Origin of the sequence: Acidaminobacter sp. JC074 (assembly GCF_022496765.1) — a bacterium.
GTDB lineage: Bacteria > Bacillota > Clostridia > Peptostreptococcales > Acidaminobacteraceae > JABXKX01.
The window spans coordinates 50,818-67,299 of the sequence record NZ_VANV01000026.1 but is presented as its reverse complement, the minus strand read 5'-3'; the positions used below and the strand labels follow the sequence as shown (position 1 = coordinate 67,299).

Annotated in this window: 20 protein-coding genes and 1 pseudogene; 3 read left to right on the top strand and 18 right to left on the bottom strand. The window is 34.7% G+C overall.

Translation table 11 applies throughout. The features are described from left to right. Nucleotides 1-357: 357 nt before the first annotated feature. From EZV73_RS23935 to EZV73_RS23925, 3 genes are read right to left on the bottom strand one after another with little or no spacing between them, the layout of a single operon-like run. On the bottom strand, nucleotides 358-798 hold the full coding sequence (locus EZV73_RS23935) for a YaiI/YqxD family protein (RefSeq protein WP_240842976.1): 441 nt from the start codon (nucleotides 796-798) through the stop codon (nucleotides 358-360). Then, nucleotides 779-928: a hypothetical protein gene (locus EZV73_RS23930; protein ID WP_240842975.1), complete on the bottom strand. Its 150-nt coding sequence runs from the start codon at nucleotides 926-928 to the stop codon at nucleotides 779-781. The genes EZV73_RS23935 and EZV73_RS23930 overlap by 20 nt, the downstream gene beginning before the upstream one ends. Beyond that, entirely contained in the window at nucleotides 925-1,611 is a 687-nt protein-coding gene (locus EZV73_RS23925) for an epoxyqueuosine reductase (RefSeq protein WP_240842974.1), read from the bottom strand. The genes EZV73_RS23930 and EZV73_RS23925 overlap by 4 nt, the downstream gene beginning before the upstream one ends. Nucleotides 1,612-1,743: 132 nt before the next feature. On the opposite strand from EZV73_RS23925, the gene EZV73_RS23920 reads away from it, so the two are divergent. Then, nucleotides 1,744-2,277, top strand: a complete 534-nt coding sequence (locus EZV73_RS23920; RefSeq protein WP_240842973.1) for a DUF4364 family protein — start codon at nucleotides 1,744-1,746, stop codon at nucleotides 2,275-2,277. A 129-nt stretch (nucleotides 2,278-2,406) separates the two neighbouring features. Here EZV73_RS23920 and EZV73_RS23915 read toward each other — a convergent pair whose 3' ends face one another. From EZV73_RS23915 to EZV73_RS23870, 10 genes and pseudogenes are all read right to left on the bottom strand, one after another. After that, nucleotides 2,407-2,883 (bottom strand): hypothetical protein, encoded by a 477-nt coding sequence (locus tag EZV73_RS23915; RefSeq protein WP_240842972.1) that lies wholly within the window; start codon nucleotides 2,881-2,883, stop codon nucleotides 2,407-2,409. Between the two features lie 45 nt (nucleotides 2,884-2,928). Next, nucleotides 2,929-4,205: pseudogene (gene larC / locus EZV73_RS23910) on the bottom strand (nickel pincer cofactor biosynthesis protein LarC). Nucleotides 4,206-4,251: 46 nt separating this feature from the next. After that, nucleotides 4,252-5,010 carry a nickel pincer cofactor biosynthesis protein LarB gene (gene larB, locus EZV73_RS23905; RefSeq protein WP_240842971.1) on the bottom strand — a complete coding sequence of 253 codons (759 nt, stop codon included), beginning with the start codon at nucleotides 5,008-5,010 and terminating at the stop codon, nucleotides 4,252-4,254. Continuing rightward, entirely contained in the window at nucleotides 4,991-5,794 is an 804-nt protein-coding gene (gene larE, locus EZV73_RS23900; protein WP_240842970.1) for an ATP-dependent sacrificial sulfur transferase LarE, read from the bottom strand. The genes larB and larE overlap by 20 nt, the downstream gene beginning before the upstream one ends. Before the next feature lie 8 nt (nucleotides 5,795-5,802). Then, nucleotides 5,803-6,522, bottom strand: a complete 720-nt coding sequence (locus EZV73_RS23895) for a sulfite exporter TauE/SafE family protein (RefSeq protein WP_240842969.1) — start codon at nucleotides 6,520-6,522, stop codon at nucleotides 5,803-5,805. 55 nt (nucleotides 6,523-6,577) lie between these two features. Continuing rightward, nucleotides 6,578-7,468 (bottom strand): GNAT family N-acetyltransferase, encoded by an 891-nt coding sequence (locus EZV73_RS23890; protein ID WP_240842968.1) that lies wholly within the window; start codon nucleotides 7,466-7,468, stop codon nucleotides 6,578-6,580. Nucleotides 7,469-7,531: 63 nt separating this feature from the next. Continuing rightward, on the bottom strand, nucleotides 7,532-8,455 hold the full coding sequence (locus tag EZV73_RS23885; protein WP_240842967.1) for a dipeptidase: 924 nt from the start codon (nucleotides 8,453-8,455) through the stop codon (nucleotides 7,532-7,534). Continuing rightward, nucleotides 8,452-8,976: a peptide-methionine (S)-S-oxide reductase MsrA gene (gene msrA / locus EZV73_RS23880; RefSeq protein ID WP_240842966.1), complete on the bottom strand. Its 525-nt coding sequence runs from the start codon at nucleotides 8,974-8,976 to the stop codon at nucleotides 8,452-8,454. The genes EZV73_RS23885 and msrA overlap by 4 nt, the downstream gene beginning before the upstream one ends. Nucleotides 8,977-9,059: 83 nt before the next feature. Further along, nucleotides 9,060-9,938 carry a hypothetical protein gene (locus EZV73_RS23875; RefSeq protein WP_240842965.1) on the bottom strand — a complete coding sequence of 293 codons (879 nt, stop codon included), beginning with the start codon at nucleotides 9,936-9,938 and terminating at the stop codon, nucleotides 9,060-9,062. Continuing rightward, entirely contained in the window at nucleotides 9,938-10,480 is a 543-nt protein-coding gene (locus EZV73_RS23870; RefSeq protein WP_240842964.1) for a PspC domain-containing protein, read from the bottom strand. Before EZV73_RS23870 ends, EZV73_RS23875 begins: the two co-directional genes overlap by 1 nt. A gap of 153 nt (nucleotides 10,481-10,633) precedes the next feature. Here EZV73_RS23870 and EZV73_RS23865 point away from each other — a divergent pair, with 153 nt between their 5' ends. Continuing rightward, entirely contained in the window at nucleotides 10,634-11,161 is a 528-nt protein-coding gene (locus tag EZV73_RS23865; protein ID WP_240842963.1) for a DUF5668 domain-containing protein, read from the top strand. A gap of 19 nt (nucleotides 11,162-11,180) precedes the next feature. Here EZV73_RS23865 and EZV73_RS23860 read toward each other — a convergent pair whose 3' ends face one another. Then, nucleotides 11,181-11,684: a Gx transporter family protein gene (locus tag EZV73_RS23860; RefSeq protein WP_240842962.1), complete on the bottom strand. Its 504-nt coding sequence runs from the start codon at nucleotides 11,682-11,684 to the stop codon at nucleotides 11,181-11,183. Nucleotides 11,685-11,785: 101 nt separating this feature from the next. On the opposite strand from EZV73_RS23860, the gene EZV73_RS23855 reads away from it, so the two are divergent. Then, nucleotides 11,786-12,202: a universal stress protein gene (locus EZV73_RS23855; RefSeq protein WP_240842961.1), complete on the top strand. Its 417-nt coding sequence runs from the start codon at nucleotides 11,786-11,788 to the stop codon at nucleotides 12,200-12,202. A gap of 53 nt (nucleotides 12,203-12,255) precedes the next feature. Here the strand turns inward: EZV73_RS23855 and pepT are convergent, their stop codons facing one another. The 4 genes from pepT to trpS are packed head-to-tail and all read right to left on the bottom strand — an operon-like array spanning nucleotide 12,256 to nucleotide 16,476. Further along, complete coding sequence (gene pepT, locus EZV73_RS23850) at nucleotides 12,256-13,473, bottom strand: peptidase T (RefSeq protein ID WP_240842960.1); 1,218 nt, start codon at nucleotides 13,471-13,473, stop codon at nucleotides 12,256-12,258. Next, nucleotides 13,470-14,255: an aminotransferase class IV gene (locus tag EZV73_RS23845; RefSeq protein ID WP_240842959.1), complete on the bottom strand. Its 786-nt coding sequence runs from the start codon at nucleotides 14,253-14,255 to the stop codon at nucleotides 13,470-13,472. The genes pepT and EZV73_RS23845 overlap by 4 nt, the downstream gene beginning before the upstream one ends. Nucleotides 14,256-14,286: 31 nt before the next feature. Next, nucleotides 14,287-15,474: a radical SAM protein gene (locus EZV73_RS23840; RefSeq protein ID WP_240842958.1), complete on the bottom strand. Its 1,188-nt coding sequence runs from the start codon at nucleotides 15,472-15,474 to the stop codon at nucleotides 14,287-14,289. Nucleotides 15,475-15,483: 9 nt separating this feature from the next. Continuing rightward, complete coding sequence (gene trpS / locus EZV73_RS23835; RefSeq protein WP_240842957.1) at nucleotides 15,484-16,476, bottom strand: tryptophan--tRNA ligase; 993 nt, start codon at nucleotides 16,474-16,476, stop codon at nucleotides 15,484-15,486. Between the last annotated feature and the right edge of the window lie 6 nt (nucleotides 16,477-16,482).

Sequence of the window (16,482 nt, the reverse complement as noted above, 5' to 3'; positions counted from 1 at the left end):
TTTAAATGATATTCCATGGGTTCTCCCCAATTATACATTTCCATATTTTAACTGTTTGATTTTAAATAAACAAATGAAAAAATCAGTGGTCAATAAATGATCACTGATCTAAATTAAATAAATTTACACACTTTACTTGACAAACCCAATAAAAACAATCATTAAAAGAACCTTTGAATCATTTCTATATGATCAAAGGTTCTTTATATGTAATGGTCCAAATCAATAGCATATAATATATCATTTCTACAAGAAATGACACAAAGTTCACTTACCTGAGTCAAAGTGTGGAATGCAAGGGAGTGTTAATAATAGGGTCACCCCCCATTATATTGTATTTCAATAAACAATTAATACTTATAGCTTCTCTTTTAAAAAGGATTCTAACTGCTCCTCAAAAGCCAGATTATCTTCTCTTTTTCTCTTTGATGGTCCTTTTACTTTACCGCCAGACCTTCTGATATTTTTAGATACATGTCTTCTAAGTAAAAGCATTTCAATATTGTCATTGTCATAAACCATACCGTTTTGATCCATGGCATAGCCCCCCTTTGAAAGAACAAGACTGGCAAGACCATAATCTTGAGTTATAACAAGGTCTCCTGCTTTCATAATACCTACAATCTTGAAGTCAACAGAATCAAAGCCCTTATCTACTGTAATGACCTCTGCATAATTATCGCGGATCATATGATTGATATCACACACAATTGTAGCCTTAATATGAAATTTTCTTGCCATTTTAACGGCCTGATTTCTAACCGGACACCCATCCGCATCAATAATCAATGTCATCATGTTTTATTCTGCCCTCTCTCGTATTTACTTCTATCTGTTTTAGAACTACAAATATTTTATTTAAGGTATATTGCATTGAAATTAATATCAAGAAGAAAACAAATATACCTACTGCTATCAACATGTTCATTTAATGCGCTCCTTTCCCTTAGGACACGATTTTACACAAATACCACATACCACACCTCTGCCGATATGTTTGTAATGTGTCGACATATGTCTAGAACATACATCTGCAAGTACAAGTTCTGATCTAGGATTAGAACCCGTCCATTGATTGCCTACCAAAGCTATAGCTGGACACTTTCTTACACATACATCACATTCACCACATGATGAGCTATCAACAGCTTCATCATAGTCTACAGGCATATTGGTTAGAACCGTTCCTAATCTCACTCTAGGTCCAAATTCTTCGGTAACAAGGCAGGCATTTTTCCCAATCCAGCCTAGTCCAGCCTTAGTGGCTGCGGTACGGTGTTGAAAAAGACCTGAGTAATCATAACCTTCCATATTTATGGACTGAGATGCAGGAATGGCAACAGCATGATAGCCTAAAGACTGAAGCTTCATGACCACCCTAAGAGCACAGTGATCGATATAGGCATTGACAGTCCTATAGTGATGAAAATAAGTATGTGTCGGTGCTTGATCGCTTATTTCATTCATAACAGCATCAGATAATCTAATGGCAAAAGAGATTCCTGTTGTTAAGTTTTTATGTTGTTCAGGTACCAAACCTGTTAGATTACCAAAGCCATATTTGCCTACATCTAAGCTTTCCAATAAGTGACTAATTTTTAATTTTGACATGAACTTCTCCTATTTAAAATACCATGTATGAAATCTTATTAAGAAACAAAAAAACAACTGGTATATTCTTATCAAATCTATTATAATCATACCATAAACACATACTGAAAGAACACAACATTTAGGAGTCACATGTTTAATAATAATACAGAACTAGAAGTAAGAGATAAACTCACCATCTTAATGTTGATTAATGATTTAGAAGTTCCACTCACCAATGAAGAAATCACCGAGTTGGTTCTGGATTCTGGACTAATAGATTATATATCGCTGCAACACTATATCACTGAACTATGTGAGTTGTCTATGCTTGAAAGAATACCTCAAGATGGTAAGCAGCATTATCTTATAACTGAAAATGGAAGAGTTGCTTTGGACTTCTTTAAAGTAAGAATTCCAAACTATATTCAAGACAAGGTTAAGGCTATTGTATCAGATTTCAAAAAATCTTTGCCAGTAGAGACCAATATCCACGCTGACTTTACAAAACTTAGAGATGACGATTACGAGGTTACTCTTAGCATTACTGAAAACAAAGCACCTATGATGTCTTTAAATGTTCATGTTATGAGCGAAAAACATGCCAAAAGAATTTGTGACAGATGGCAAGAAGACGCTTCAAATTATTATGGTGACATCTTAAGTCTTTTAACTCAAGAAAAATAAAACCCCTTCAAGCGAAGGGGTTTTCTATTGAGTATAGAGATCGATAAGCGGATTAGTGAAAAGATTTCAAACCCAATAGTTACATATTAGACGAGAAACCCTTTAAAAAGTTCCATTAGATTTATATTTCTAATGTAAAAATTTAAAATCACCAAATGCTTCATTCATATAAAAGTCAATTGTCTTATCATCAAAGTGGGCACCATCGTGTACCTTACCGATACGTTTTACAACTGGCTTTTTATCACCTGGAATAATATTGCTGATGATTCTAGCTTCTATAATATCAGCATTCTCATCGTATTCACCGATTTCAACTTCAATCGAATGATCAAACCTAGTAAACTTGACATAGTTATCAAACAACATAAACTTCATGATCATACGACCTTCTTTTACTGCTTGAATCTTACCGTTTGAGACAAGGATCATATCTGATATTGATGATTCAAGTTCATTAAAATATTTTTCAATGACAACCTGAGCATCATCCAACTGTGCTTGCTTAAATCTCTTACTTTCTAAATCCTTTAACTCATGTCTAAATTTCTTACTTAGTTTTTCTTGTAGTTCAACTTTATAATCGTAGAAAAAGCTCTTTGACATAGTATCCTCCCCTCTCTTTTTAAATGTATACCCGAGAGGATTCCTTTATAACAACTCTTTTTCAATATACGCCTGAATTTTACTGTAGACAGAAATCAAAGGCAAAGCCAACTCTTTTGCAATGACCTTTAACTCCTCATATTCAGGTGTCACTTTTATAAGTTCTCCATTATAATAACCATACTTAAAAGTCAGTTGGCCTAGAGGTGTTTGATGACGCTTGAATTCTCTTTCTAAAATAGATCTATCAACTGGATACTTTCTTATACCAAAAGTAGATGTCTCAGTTAGAAGAACTTGTTCTATAGCTTGCAGTTTGTCTTCATCACATAATACAGAAACCTTTATACCAGGACGATTCTTTTTCATTTGAAGATTTGTGTAAGTAACATCCAAAGCACCTTCAGATAAAAGTATATCCATAAGGTAAGAATATATTTCTCCTAGCATATCATCTATATTACATTCTAACATCCATTTTTTATTTAACTTTTTTTTTTGGCTAAATTCACTCGAAGTAAATTAGCAATCTCCAAATCTTTCGTTGCAATTCCATAACCAACTGTATCAATCACCATCTCAGGCCTATCGATAAAGTCTTTGGCAAGCACTTTAATAATAGCTGCCCCGGTTGGTGTAACTAGTTCAGAACGTATACCCTTTGAGTAAATAGGAATACCTTTTAAGATCTCTAATGTTGCTGGTGCTGGTACAGGTATTTTACCATGATCACATTTAACAAAACCTGTACCGACATGAATAGGCGATGCATAAATTTCATCGACCCCTAACATATCTACAAGAATAGCTGTACCTACTATATCCACAATTGAGTCAACTGCACCCACTTCATGGAAATGAACCGCATCGATAGTAGTATTGTGTATCTTAGCCTCAGCCTTAGCAACTTCATCAAATATGCTAATACTTAAATCCTTTACATGGTCATTCAGTTCGGAGCTTAAAATTAATTCCTTTATCATGCCATAGTCTCTATCGTGCGAATGACTGTGACCATGATCATGAGAGTGATGATGGTCGTGTCCATGATCGTGCGAGTGTTCGTGTCCGTGGTCATGTGAATGATCGTGTGAATGCTTGTGTCCGTGGTCATGTGAATGATCGTGAGAATGCTTGTGTTCGTGGTCATGTCCGTGATGGTGGTTATGCTCTTCTAAAATAACATCAAACTTAGTACCGAAAATTCCATTCTTGCTTTTCTTATTAATATGAAGATGGTAACCATCTAAGTTTAATTTATCTAACTCCTTTTTAAACTGATCAATATCTAGACCAAGATCTAGTAATGCACCAATAGTCATATCACCACTGATACCAGATAAACATTCAAAATATAGAATACTCATTTTAACCTCTCTCTATTTGTCTGATGATACTTGAAGCATTGTAACCAGCTCCAAAACCATTGTCGATATTGACTACACTGATACCGCTTGCACAGCTATTGAGCATGGCTAGTAGTGATGCCAAACCATTAAAGTGTGACCCATAACCAACACTTGTCGGCACAGCGATAACAGGTACATCCACTAAGCCACCAATAACACTTGCCAAGGCACCTTCCATACCAGCGACTGCAATAATTACAGAACAATCATCTAGTATTTCTCTTCTAGAAAGTAATCTGTGAATACCAGCTACACCTACATCATAAAGTCTTACAACTTGTGTACCTAAGACTTCTGCCGTTAAAGCAGCCTCTTCTGCAACAGCAATATCCGATGTACCGCCTGTAGCGATTAAGACCTTATGTTCAGATACCTTAAAAGCTTCTTTTCTAAATATAAGAATTCTTGCTTGTTTATTGTAGATAATATCATCATGTAAGTCTTTTGTTGCTTCATAAACTTCTTCCGAAACACGTGTTGCCAGTATATTGACATCTTTTTCTAACATGGCCTTTACAATACCAACAATATGTTCAGTCGATTTACCTTCACAGTAGATAACTTCAGGATAACCTGTTCTGATCTCTCTGTGATGATCTATATTGGCATAGCCTAAATCTTGAAACGGCAGATCTTTAAGTGCTTGAACAGCATGTTCCGTATCTAATTTACCTGACTGAATATCTAAAATGACTTCTTTAATCTTCTTTTCGTACATTATTCATGTTCCCTTTCTTATATCCGGATAAATCCAATGAAACATATCTAAACCCGTATGATTTAAACATGTCATCTACCTCTGTCATAAAGGCTTCATCATAAAACTTCACACGCTCTTTAGGATCGACTTCAATCCTCGCCATATCTCCATGGCATCTTACCCTGAATTGAACAAATCCTTTTTCAATTAAATACTGTTCTGCTTTTTCAATTTTTCTAAGTTTATCTTCTGTTATTTCTTCATCTGTAGGGATACGAGTTGCCAAACATGCAAAGGCTGCCTTTTCCCAAGTATATAAACCATAAGCCTTTGAAAGATCCCTTATATCCTGCTTGCTTAACCCAGCTTCCAGTAAAGGACTCTTGACATCTAGTTCCTCTAAAGCTTTCATACCCGGTCTATAATCCCCTAAATCATCTACATTTGAACCATCGCAGATGGTTGTGATTCCATAAGACTTGGCAATTTCACCAATTGTTGAGAAAACTTCTTTTTTACAGTAATAACATCTTAAATCATCATTTCTGACAAAGTTCTCTATTTCAAAAGCATCTACTGATTTAATCACATGTTTGATACCGATCTCTTCAGCCAGTTCTTTTGATTCTTCTATTTCATAGCCAGCATGCATATTACCATGGATGGTAATAGCAATCGCCTGATCTCCTAACACTTCATGTGCAACTTTAGCAAGAAGTGTGGAATCCACACCACCTGAAAATGCAACAGCCATCGTCTTGTATGATTTAATAATCGACTTTAATTTTTCTAACTTGTCCATAACGCTCCTTATGCTGAAATTAAGGTCATGATACCCATGATAAATATAAGTACCAATGTAATTTTTTTAAACTTATCTTCTGGAAGTTTATTACCAAAACCGATACCTAAGGCTGTACCAATAAGCATTGCAGGTAATAGCTTGCCTGTATTTAATAATACTTCTTTTGTTAACATACCACTTGTGAAAAATATTGGAATGGTAAATAGATTTAATACCATAAAATATGTTGCAAGTGTTTTTCTAAAGTTATCTTTATTAACCCCTTCATTACTTAACATTAATATCACAGGCGGTCCTGATAAAGATGATGCACCATTTAAAATGCCAGAAAAAAATCCAGTTAAGCCATAGGCAAAAGACTGATTCTTGAAATGAAGTTTATATCCAAAGTTCAAAGAGATGGCAGATATGATAATGATAATACCAACGACACTTTTTATAATGGACTCATCTAATGACTTTAAACCGTGAACGCCTAGTGGTACTGAAATTAAACCGAAAATGACTAAAATAATGATTTGCTTCTTATTGACATGTCCTTGTACTTTTGAAAATAAAATGATATTGAGTAACAAAGAAAAAAGCACCAACATAGGTGTGATATCACTCAGCGGCATTACCAGTGATAACAAGGGTACTGCTATTAAAGAAAAACCAAAACTCGTTGCACCTTGTACAATTGCTGAAAAAGTGATAATTATAAAACAAATAAAATAAATTCCCATAAGCCCCCCTCTATCAGATTATATCATAATATTTCGAGACCCATAGGAATATTCGTTATTTTATACTTTTTTTATATACTTTGTCTTCTGAGGCATATTTAAAGCCTATACGCTTGTAAAACTCTTGATCAGAACCTACATACATAAGCTCAGCACCTCTCTGCCTGATTAAGTTACAGCCCCTGTAGATGGCCTTCTTAGCCAGTCCCATCTTTCTATGATCTGGATGTGTACCAACTGGTTCTAGTTGTCCCAACTTATTCAAGTCGTCATACCAGACGGTTGCAAAAGCAACTGGCTGATCATTATGAAGTACAACAATATCTAGTTCTGGATCGTAATCATCCATAACCTTCATCTTATCAAGTCCAGCTTCTATTAAAGGATGTAACTCACTTCTATCATAATAACCAAACGCTTTGGCATGACAAAGACCTGACCCTCTAGAGCTTGCCTGACCATAAGTATAACCTTCAGGTAGACTATCATCGAATGCTTCTTTTAGCTCAAGCTTAGTGGTTACTTCTGACCAATCCTCTAACTCATAACCTCTCTTTATAGCTTCCTTTGAAAGAGATTCTAATCTTGTGGATATCCTTAGATGAATATCTTGCTTAAGAGATTTACCCATTATATCTAAATCATCAAAAACCATTTTTATTAAGGTATCATCTAATTCCAAAGAAGAGACTGCTATAAAGGCTTCACCTCTATTTTCACCTTCAGTCATCAAGACAGCAACAAGGTCCTCAGCCTCATAGTACATGGTGATTCTACTCCTGTATGCTTCCTCAGACACCTCATTCATAATCCTTGAGACGCTATAGGTAAAATTCAGTCTGTCGATAATCCAGTTCACCTTTTCCCCTAAGTCATGTTTGGTCTTAATCAAGAAGTCTCTTATTACCCATATATCATCAAGTTCACATTTTTTTCTTCTATACATAAAAACACCTCCCACTTTAAGTATACATGATGTAGCTTATAAGTGAGTGGTGTAAAATAATTGTTATTTAAGGGCTTCTAAAACACGAAGAGCATTCTTGTAGAAGATCTTTTCAATTTCTTCTTCAGTAAAACCATCTTGTCTAAGCGCCTCAACAAGTAGGTTCATTTTAGACATATCAGAGATTTCTAGCTCTCCACCTATACCATCAAAGTCTGTGCCCATTGCAATGACATCAATACCAGCTAAATCATAAATATATCTCACATGTCTTACAATATCTTTTACCTTAGACGCCTTTGATCCATCTAGAAAATAAGCACAGAAGTTCATCCCCATAACGCCGCCCTTGTCTCTTAAAGCAAGGATCATATCATCAGTCAGATTTCTCGAAACATCTTGTACAGCTCTTGCATTGGAATGAGATGCTATAATAGGTTTAGTAGAATGCTTGATACAATCCCAAAATCCACCATCTGATAAATGAGATACATCTATCAACATACCTAAGTCATTCATTCTTTTTACAACTTCAAGACCAAAAGGCTTAAGGCCTTTATCTCTAAACTCATCTTTACAGTTTGGATAGCCAATCTCATTTTCATAATTCCACGTTAAAGTGATTGACCTTACACCTCTTTTATAGAAATGATCTAAGTTGTCTATTTTTCCTTCTAAAACAGCCCCCTCTTCAATTGTAACAATGCCTGTGATTTCCTTGTTATTAACAATCTCATGATAGGTCTTACCCGCTTTGATTGCTTCCTTGTTAAGATTCATCTCATGTTCAAAGCAATCAATCATTTCATTACATGTTTTAAAAGGCGTCTGAGTAGATTTTAAATCAACAAACATGGCAAAGAACTGTCCTAAAGAATGGCCTTGTTTCATCTTATCAATATCGATATGGTAATCATTCTTTTTAAGCTCAGTTTTATCACCATATATTCTTAAAATCGTGTCACAATGTAAATCAAATAACTTCATCGTTTATCCCCCCAGTTAATCTGGATAAAACCTTCTCTCCCAGATCCTATTCTATATCTCTTATAATGGTCAGCATTCTTCTCATAATACTTTTGATGATAATCTTCTGCTTGATAAAAGTCACTTATCTCAAGTATTTCTGTCACAACAGGATCTTTAAACCTGCCTGATTGGTCCAGTTCAGCTTTAGATTTTAATGCTGTTTCCTTTTCTTTTTCATCACTGTAATAAATGGCTGTTTTATATTGGTCACCTATGTCTGCAAATTGTCCATAAGGATTGGTCGGATCGATACATGTAAAAAAGTATTCAACAAGTTCTTTATATGAGATTAAAGTCTCGTCATAAGTTACAAGAACAGCCTCTCTATGGTCTGTTAGTCCAGAACATACCGCTTCGTAATTAGCGGATGCCTTAGTTCCACCAATATAACCTGAAACGACTTGTATAACACCTTCTAACTTTATTAAATCACTTTCTATACACCAAAAACACCCACCTGCAAATACGGCTTTTTTCATAAGCACCTCCTGTAAAAAACAAGCTAGCTTTAATACCTAAAAAGATATGTCACCATTAGTGTAACATATCTTTTATAGATAAACTATTTAATTTCTACATTACCTATGGCAAGATCTACACGGATTTCCATGTAATCCTCAGAGTCATTAAATCCTTTAGAATAATAGTAATTGCCATCCTTTGTATAGTCTGAAGGTACATCAATTGCACTGAGTGCACCATTGTAATAAACTTTTACATTTGCATCATCTGGTATATCAACAATCACATTACCAATTGCAAAATCAATATCATAAAGACTAGCTCTTGCTTCACCGATTAAGATAAAAACATCACCTACAGCAAAATCAATCTTAACACTTTTAGCATCGATACCTGATAACTCGATGTTTGAATCAATCACTGCACCATCAATATCAATCGCCCACTCGCCAGTCGGTGGCACTTCTAAAGTATAAAATCTATTGGAAGTAAAAAGGCCAAGATCATTGGAACCCTTGTCTCTAACATCAAAGACAAAGTCATTACCGTCTTGTTTAACAGTATGAGTCTTTCGACCGTATACCGGTATAGCATAATCAAACTTATCATCGCCATTGACTGACACATCAATATTACCAGTCGCCATATCTAAATTAATGGTACCATTTTCTATATCCACTGCCTCAACACTGAAGTTTTCAGACTCAACATTTTCACCAATGGTCCATGATTTCTGGTCTAAGTTTAAATAAGAGTAGGCAATCACCACACCAATAAATACTAGCCATAAGACAACATCCATATATCTGACTCTTCTAAAAATAATAGACAAACCCGCTATCACTAAAAGAAGTGGCCAAAGATGAACAATACCCCAGAACATATCTAAGCTTAGCATGTTCATATTATAAAGAAGAATACCTATGCCGGCTAGGATAATAAATACTGCAAATCCCGAAGACTTTCTTTCTCTAGACATTATTCATAATCTCCTTCATTTTTTCTATTTAGAAGTAAAACACCACCAACGATTAATATTACCGGCCATAAGAACCTATAATTGAAGTTAGGAAATATGGCTTGAAAACCAAGGTAGGCACCTAAGCCAATTAAGCCAATACCTAAATAGGCAAGTTTGGACTCTTTTTCAGGCTTTTCTTCTTCATCCCACTCATCATAGTTACTTTCATATGTAGGATCATCAAACTCATCATCGAATTCGTCACTTGATGTTTCTTTTTCATTAAAATAAGATTCTCTCTCTTCATCTAATGCAGATTCTGATTTTTTTTCACTGCTTTGTCTTTCTGATTCTTTAGCTTCTGGACCTCTTGTTAAAGGTTCCTTCGGAATGATAATTGCACATAAAATATATATCCCAATACTAGGTCCACCGAGAAATGCAGATATCACCCAGAGTATTCTTACGATCATCGGATCTATATTTAAGTAATCTGCTATACCTCCACATACACCAGCAAGTTTAGCATCTGTTCTTGAACGCATCAATCTTTTTTTCATATATATCACCTTCCTTAACTTCATGCTACCATGAGATTATAGACATTATCAACATAGGATTACTATTCTAATAGAATTCTAATTATTCTTTAATTTACTTAAAGATTCTTTCTGTCATAATAGAGTTAGAAGAAAACATAGATGGAGGTTGTTATGAAAAAAAATCATTCAGTTCTAGGTATCATATTATTGGCAATGGGTGTAATTGCACTTTTAAATACCTTAAACATCATTAATTTCAGTTTTTCCATTTGGAGACTCTGGCCACTTATCTTCTTGATTCCAGGCCTTGTATTTGAACTCAACTACTTTAACAACAACGGTTCTGTTGGTCTAGTCATACCAGGTGGCATATTAACCACTGTTGGTTTACTCTTTATGATCTGTTCAATATTTGGTTATCAGCACATGACTTACTTATGGCCATGGTTCTTAGGATCAGTTGGTGTTGGTCTTTATCAATTCTACGTATTTGGTGACAGAGAAAGACCAGTATTTTGGGTTTCATTTGGTTTCTTAGCATTTGCAGTAACATCAACAGTCTTATCACTTTTAAGCTTTAGAGGATCTTTTGTATTTCTAATCATTTTAATTGTTGTTGGACTTGTTCTCTTAAAAGAATCAAGAAATAAAGATGATGAACCTGTATTTACATTTGAATATGAAAAGGACGAAAAATAGCACTTTAAAGTGCTATTTTTTATATAACTGCTGCTTTTATTAATCTTTCTGTTAAGTAATTGGATATAAGTCCAATAAAGATACCTGTAATGAGTGCCGTTAAAAGCAAACTTGGAAAATAGAGAAGAATCTTGTAATTTTGAAACAAGACTGATGCGATGACCACTTGTCCAAATCCATGAAAAACACTACCTACAACCGACACACCTACTAAAGATACATCTTTAAAGTCAATTTTTAACATAAGAAGCATGGTCAAATAAGCAAACATGCCTCCTGCTAAACTATAAAGAAAACCTGAAAATCCTGAAAACAAAAGTGAAACCAAACAGATTCTAAGCAGTAGAATCAAAAGTGACGACTTTTTATCTAAGAGTACCAAGGTTACGACAGTTACAATATTAGCTAAACCTAATTTTGCTCCTGCCATTAAAAACTGGGTAGGCAGTAGATGCTCTACATAACTTAATATAATGCCTAAACTGACGAATACGCTGATCGTCATCATTTTTTTATTTCTCATAATAACTCCTCGCCTATCATTTTAACACTTCTTCGAAATATATGCTAATTTGTGATTGATTTTCTCAAAATAGGGAAAAAATATAATAAGGAGGTGAAGTTATGAAGAAAATACTCTTACCTGTTGATGGTTCTGAATCTAGCGGCTCTTATAACATGGCCAAATCCTTGGCTGAAAAATACGATGCAACAATCCTGATATTACATGTAGACGAACCAATTACACCTATTTACTGGGCAAATGATACCTTAACTCTTGAAAATCCAACTGTCACCTGTACCAACAATGGTTCTCCAATTGTAGAGGAAGCCAGTAAGTTTTTCGAGGGCATGAAGGTTGAAAAACTTTGCAGATTTGGTGATGCATCATCAGTGATTATTGAAGTATCTGAAGAAGAGGATTGTGACATTATTGTAATGTGTACACACGGTATGTCAGCTATAAAAAGATTTTTATTAGGAAGTGTGACAAATAAAGTAGCACATCATGCTACAAAACCTGTTTTAATTGTAAGATAAAAGGTGGTCAAAGACCACCTCCTAAAGATGGCTAGCCATCTTTTTTATTTTGCTTATTGACCGTAGATTTCTACAATCTTTACAATAACATCTACTGCCTTTTCCATAGATTCTTTTACGATGTATTCAAACTTACCATGGAAGTTTGCACCACCTGTAAATAAATTAGGCGTTACTAGACCCATATAAGAAAGTCTTGCACCATCTGTACCACCTCTTACTGGGAATGTTTGTGGTTCTATGTCTAACTGCTTCATAGCTTCTTTAGCTGTATCAATGATGTGCATCTTCTCAACAACTTTTTCTCTCATATTGTAATAAGAATCTTTCATATCTAGTTCTAAAGTACCTTGACCATATTTGATGTTCAAATAGTCTACAGCAGACTTCATAATAAGTTTCTTATGTTCAAACTTTTCCATATCATGGTCTCTGATGATGAATAACATATCGCCATGCTCAACAGTAGCATTAAAATCATTTAAGTGAATAAAACCTTCATAGAGTTCAGTATGCTCTGGTCTTTGTGACATCGGTAACATATTTGATAATTCATTACCAATATGAACAGCATTGATCATCTTATCTTTTGCAGCACCAGGATGAATATTTCTACCATTGATTTTCACCTTAGCACCAGCTGCGTTAAAGTTTTCATATTCAATGCCACCAAGTTCTCCGCCATCAACTGTATAAGCAAAATCAGCTGCAAACTTTTCAACATTGAATAAATTAGCACCACGGCCAATCTCTTCGTCTGGTGTAAAACCTACTTTAACATCACCATGTTTGATTTCAGGATGATTCTTTAAATAGTCTACTGCAGCAATTATTTCTGCAATACCAGCTTTATTATCAGCACCTAAAAGTGTTGTACCATCTGTTGTAATCAGTGTCTGTCCAACATATTTCTTTAATGATGGAAAATCTTTTGTTGTCATCACAACATCTAACTCTGAGTTTAAAACAATATCATTGCCGTCATAGTTTTCAACAATTTGAGGTTTTACATCTTTACCTGAAAAATCAGGACTTGTATCCATATGGGCAATTAAACCAATCGATGGTTTATTGTCTACATTCGCTTTTAAGGTGCCATATACATAACCATGTTCATCCATATATACATCAGATAAGCCAATTTCATTCATTTCAGTTACTAGGATTTCTCCTAAATTTTTCTGAATATCCGTACTTGGACAAGTTTCTGAATTTGGATCTGACTTGGTATCAACTTTAACATATTTTAAAAATCTTTCTACAACACTCATTGGTCCCCCTTGATTTCTTGATTGTAAGCCTGTCTTAATTCTAACACAACATGATTGGTTTCAGAACCAAAAATATGATCATCAATCTGATGAATTGGCAGGATACCAAGCGATGTTCCCGTTAAAAAACAAGCATCCATTTTTTTTATATCTTCTAGTTTTACAGAGGTGTAATCGATAGAAAAGGACTTGTTTTCAGCCATAGATAAAACATTTTTAAAAGTAATACCGACCAAAATTTCTTCTAGTGGCGCTGAAAAAAGTGTCTGATCTTTTACAAAAACAAGGTTTGCACGACTGCCTTCCGTTACAAAACCATCTTTATTAACAAGTAAAACTTCAAAAGCATCCCCTTTGATGGCTTCAATATGCCTTTTATAATCCATATTCAAACGTTTTATATTTGGATTTTCTCTGACAATGTTTGCAGTCTTAACATAAACACCTTGTCTGTACTTGTCCTCATCAGGATAAAAACTCTCCATAAAATAAAGCCTATAATTATTCTCTGTTACATCTATTTTGATGTTTTTATTGTACTCTGGATACATGTCTATAAGTCTATGTATGCTCTTTTCAATGTCATCCACATCAGCCACCATCTGACTTTTTTCCAAAGAGGCTGAAAGTCTAACAAGATGATCTTTTAAAAATAAGGCTGTCCCGTCAATAACCCTAATAACTTCATAAATAATCTTTAAGTCCGAATGAACCAACTCAAACTCATAAGATGGTACGGTTTTTCCATTTCTTATATAATACTTACCAATATTCTGATACATAGCTTTCTCCTTACAGCATTCCAAAAGAACACTACAATGCTTCTAATTTTAGTGTGATATAGTTAAATACTTGTTGGTCTAAAACAACCTTTTTAAAGAAGTTTAAAAGCTTCTCATTTTGAAAGTACGTCATCATGGTCCCATTGTCAAGCATATTGATGACTTTACTTTCAAGTTCATCAAAAGATAAGTTTCTTCTACGATTATAATAAGTCTTTTCATCTGTTAGCCAAGCGCCGTAGCGCTTCCTTGCAAGAACCAATGAATCTACATTGACCCGTCTCTTATCATAAAGCTTGATCATATGGGTCATTAATATGTAAATTTCATCATAAATTGGCATCCTGTTTTTATAAAGCCTATGGGGTATATACTCAGGTGTCCCATGTTTATAAATAATCCTTGAAAATTGTTTGTGTACTTTTTCAGCATACCATTTTCTTGGTGAACCAGATTGTCTATTTTCGCTGTATAAATCAAAGTATTGATTCTTTAAATGAGGATAATGTTTATCAATGATGTCGAAGTAAGTCTTCTTGTTGATGCCTGGTCTTAAAGTCATACAACCAGGCATAACCACATCAACACCAATCTCATCATAGTTTTTCATCATCTGGTCCATTTGACCGGCTGAATCGGTCAAAAACGGTAATAAAGGCATTGCTAAAACCCCAACGCTCATGCCACGGTCTTTGAATGCCTTTAATGTTTTTAATCTTTGCTCTACTGACGAGCTATAAGGTTCAAAGTGTTTTCTAATGTCATCGTTTGGATAAACAATCGACATCATCAGTGTAAAACCTGCTTTCTTATGAACCTCTTCCCATAAATCAATGTCACGCATAACCATGTTGGACTTGGTAAACAACATGGCTGGATACTTATAACGACTGATGATTTCTGCACATTGAGGCATCAGTCTTTCTTTAATTTCTATCGGCTGATAAGGATCACTGACACCAGAAGAGATGCCAATGATACCTTTTTCTCTAAATTTTCTTAATGAGGTCTCTAAAACACTTGGTATGTTCTTTCTAACCGTTATGTCTTTTTCAAAGTCCCCATCTATATAATATTTTTCAGAACGGCCATCACAATACTTGCAGCCATGCTGGCATGCCTTGTATGGCGAAAAACCAAATTTAGATACAAAATATGTATCAGGTAAACCAGTATTCTTTTTTATACTCTTAACCTCTACATAATGTTTGTTTACCACAGAAAGCTCCTATCTAGGAATAAATCCTACTTTCTTGTACATTTTTCTAAGTGTTTTTCTTGCAGTTCTTTCGGCTCTATCAGCACCATCTTTATATACTTCTTCTAAGTATGCCTTATTAGCCATTAATTCATGGAACTTATCTTGTACTGGCTTTAAAACCTCTATAACAGCATCTGCTACAGCATCTTTGAATACGCCGTAACCCTGACCCTCAAATTCTTCAACCACTTGATCCATGGTCATATTCTTGCACACAGAGTAAATAGTAATTAAGTTCTTTATACCCGGTTGATCGTCAGCTAACTGCACAACACCTACAGAATCTGTAACAGCACGCTTGAATTTCTTCTTAATAACTTCTGGTGGATCTAATAAGTAGATATTTGCATTGTCATTCTCATCAGATTTTGACATTTTCTTTTCTGGTTCTTGTAAAGACATAATCTTAGCACCAACCTTAGGAATATAAGGCTTAGGCATAGCAAATGTTGGACTGTATCTGTTGTTAAATCTTTCTGCAACATCTCTTGTTAATTCAATGTGCTGCTTTTGATCAGAACCTACTGGTACTAGATCAGCTTGGTAAAGCAAAATATCACATGCCATTAATACAGGATAAGTAAATAAACCTGCATTGATGTTATCACTTTGTTTAGCAGACTTATCTTTAAACTGAGTCATTCTTGATAACTCACCAAAGTAAGTCATACATGACATTAACCATGCTGCTTCTGCATGAGCAGGTACATGTGATTGAATGAAGAGTGTGTTCTTTTCAGGATCAAGACCACATGCCAAAAGCATGGCAAGGCCTTCTAAAGTTTGTTTTCTTAAGTCTTTTGGTACTTGGTACTGTGTCATTGCATGCATATCTACGATACAGTAGAAGCAATTGTACTCATCTTGTAGTTTACCCCAGTTTCTCACTGCCCCTAAATAATTACCTAATGTTAATTTTCCAGATGGTTGAATCCCTGAAAATATCGTTTGCTTTTCCATAAAATC

What these genes read in the sequence shown, in the direction of transcription:
- larE (WP_240842970.1), bottom strand. Translation starts at nt 5,794, where the DNA reads ATGGACAAGTTAGAAAAATTAAAGTCGATTATTAAATCATACAAGACG.
- EZV73_RS23935 (WP_240842976.1), bottom strand. Translation starts at nt 798, where the DNA reads ATGATGACATTGATTATTGATGCGGATGGGTGTCCGGTTAGAAATCAG.
- msrA (WP_240842966.1), bottom strand. Translation starts at nt 8,976, where the DNA reads ATGAAAAAAGCCGTATTTGCAGGTGGGTGTTTTTGGTGTATAGAAAGT.
- pepT (WP_240842960.1), bottom strand. Translation starts at nt 13,473, where the DNA reads ATGAGTGTTGTAGAAAGATTTTTAAAATATGTTAAAGTTGATACCAAG.
- EZV73_RS23920 (WP_240842973.1), top strand. Translation starts at nt 1,744, where the DNA reads ATGTTTAATAATAATACAGAACTAGAAGTAAGAGATAAACTCACCATC.
- EZV73_RS23845 (WP_240842959.1), bottom strand. Translation starts at nt 14,255, where the DNA reads ATGTATCAGAATATTGGTAAGTATTATATAAGAAATGGAAAAACCGTA.
- EZV73_RS23925 (WP_240842974.1), bottom strand. Translation starts at nt 1,611, where the DNA reads ATGTCAAAATTAAAAATTAGTCACTTATTGGAAAGCTTAGATGTAGGC.
- EZV73_RS23875 (WP_240842965.1), bottom strand. Translation starts at nt 9,938, where the DNA reads ATGTCTAGAGAAAGAAAGTCTTCGGGATTTGCAGTATTTATTATCCTA.
- EZV73_RS23930 (WP_240842975.1), bottom strand. Translation starts at nt 928, where the DNA reads ATGAACATGTTGATAGCAGTAGGTATATTTGTTTTCTTCTTGATATTA.
- EZV73_RS23890 (WP_240842968.1), bottom strand. Translation starts at nt 7,468, where the DNA reads ATGTATAGAAGAAAAAAATGTGAACTTGATGATATATGGGTAATAAGA.
- EZV73_RS23915 (WP_240842972.1), bottom strand. Translation starts at nt 2,883, where the DNA reads ATGTCAAAGAGCTTTTTCTACGATTATAAAGTTGAACTACAAGAAAAA.
- larB (WP_240842971.1), bottom strand. Translation starts at nt 5,010, where the DNA reads ATGTACGAAAAGAAGATTAAAGAAGTCATTTTAGATATTCAGTCAGGT.
- trpS (WP_240842957.1), bottom strand. Translation starts at nt 16,476, where the DNA reads ATGGAAAAGCAAACGATATTTTCAGGGATTCAACCATCTGGAAAATTA.
- EZV73_RS23895 (WP_240842969.1), bottom strand. Translation starts at nt 6,522, where the DNA reads ATGGGAATTTATTTTATTTGTTTTATAATTATCACTTTTTCAGCAATT.
- EZV73_RS23855 (WP_240842961.1), top strand. Translation starts at nt 11,786, where the DNA reads ATGAAGAAAATACTCTTACCTGTTGATGGTTCTGAATCTAGCGGCTCT.
- EZV73_RS23885 (WP_240842967.1), bottom strand. Translation starts at nt 8,455, where the DNA reads ATGAAGTTATTTGATTTACATTGTGACACGATTTTAAGAATATATGGT.
- EZV73_RS23865 (WP_240842963.1), top strand. Translation starts at nt 10,634, where the DNA reads ATGAAAAAAAATCATTCAGTTCTAGGTATCATATTATTGGCAATGGGT.
- EZV73_RS23870 (WP_240842964.1), bottom strand. Translation starts at nt 10,480, where the DNA reads ATGAAAAAAAGATTGATGCGTTCAAGAACAGATGCTAAACTTGCTGGT.
- EZV73_RS23860 (WP_240842962.1), bottom strand. Translation starts at nt 11,684, where the DNA reads ATGAGAAATAAAAAAATGATGACGATCAGCGTATTCGTCAGTTTAGGC.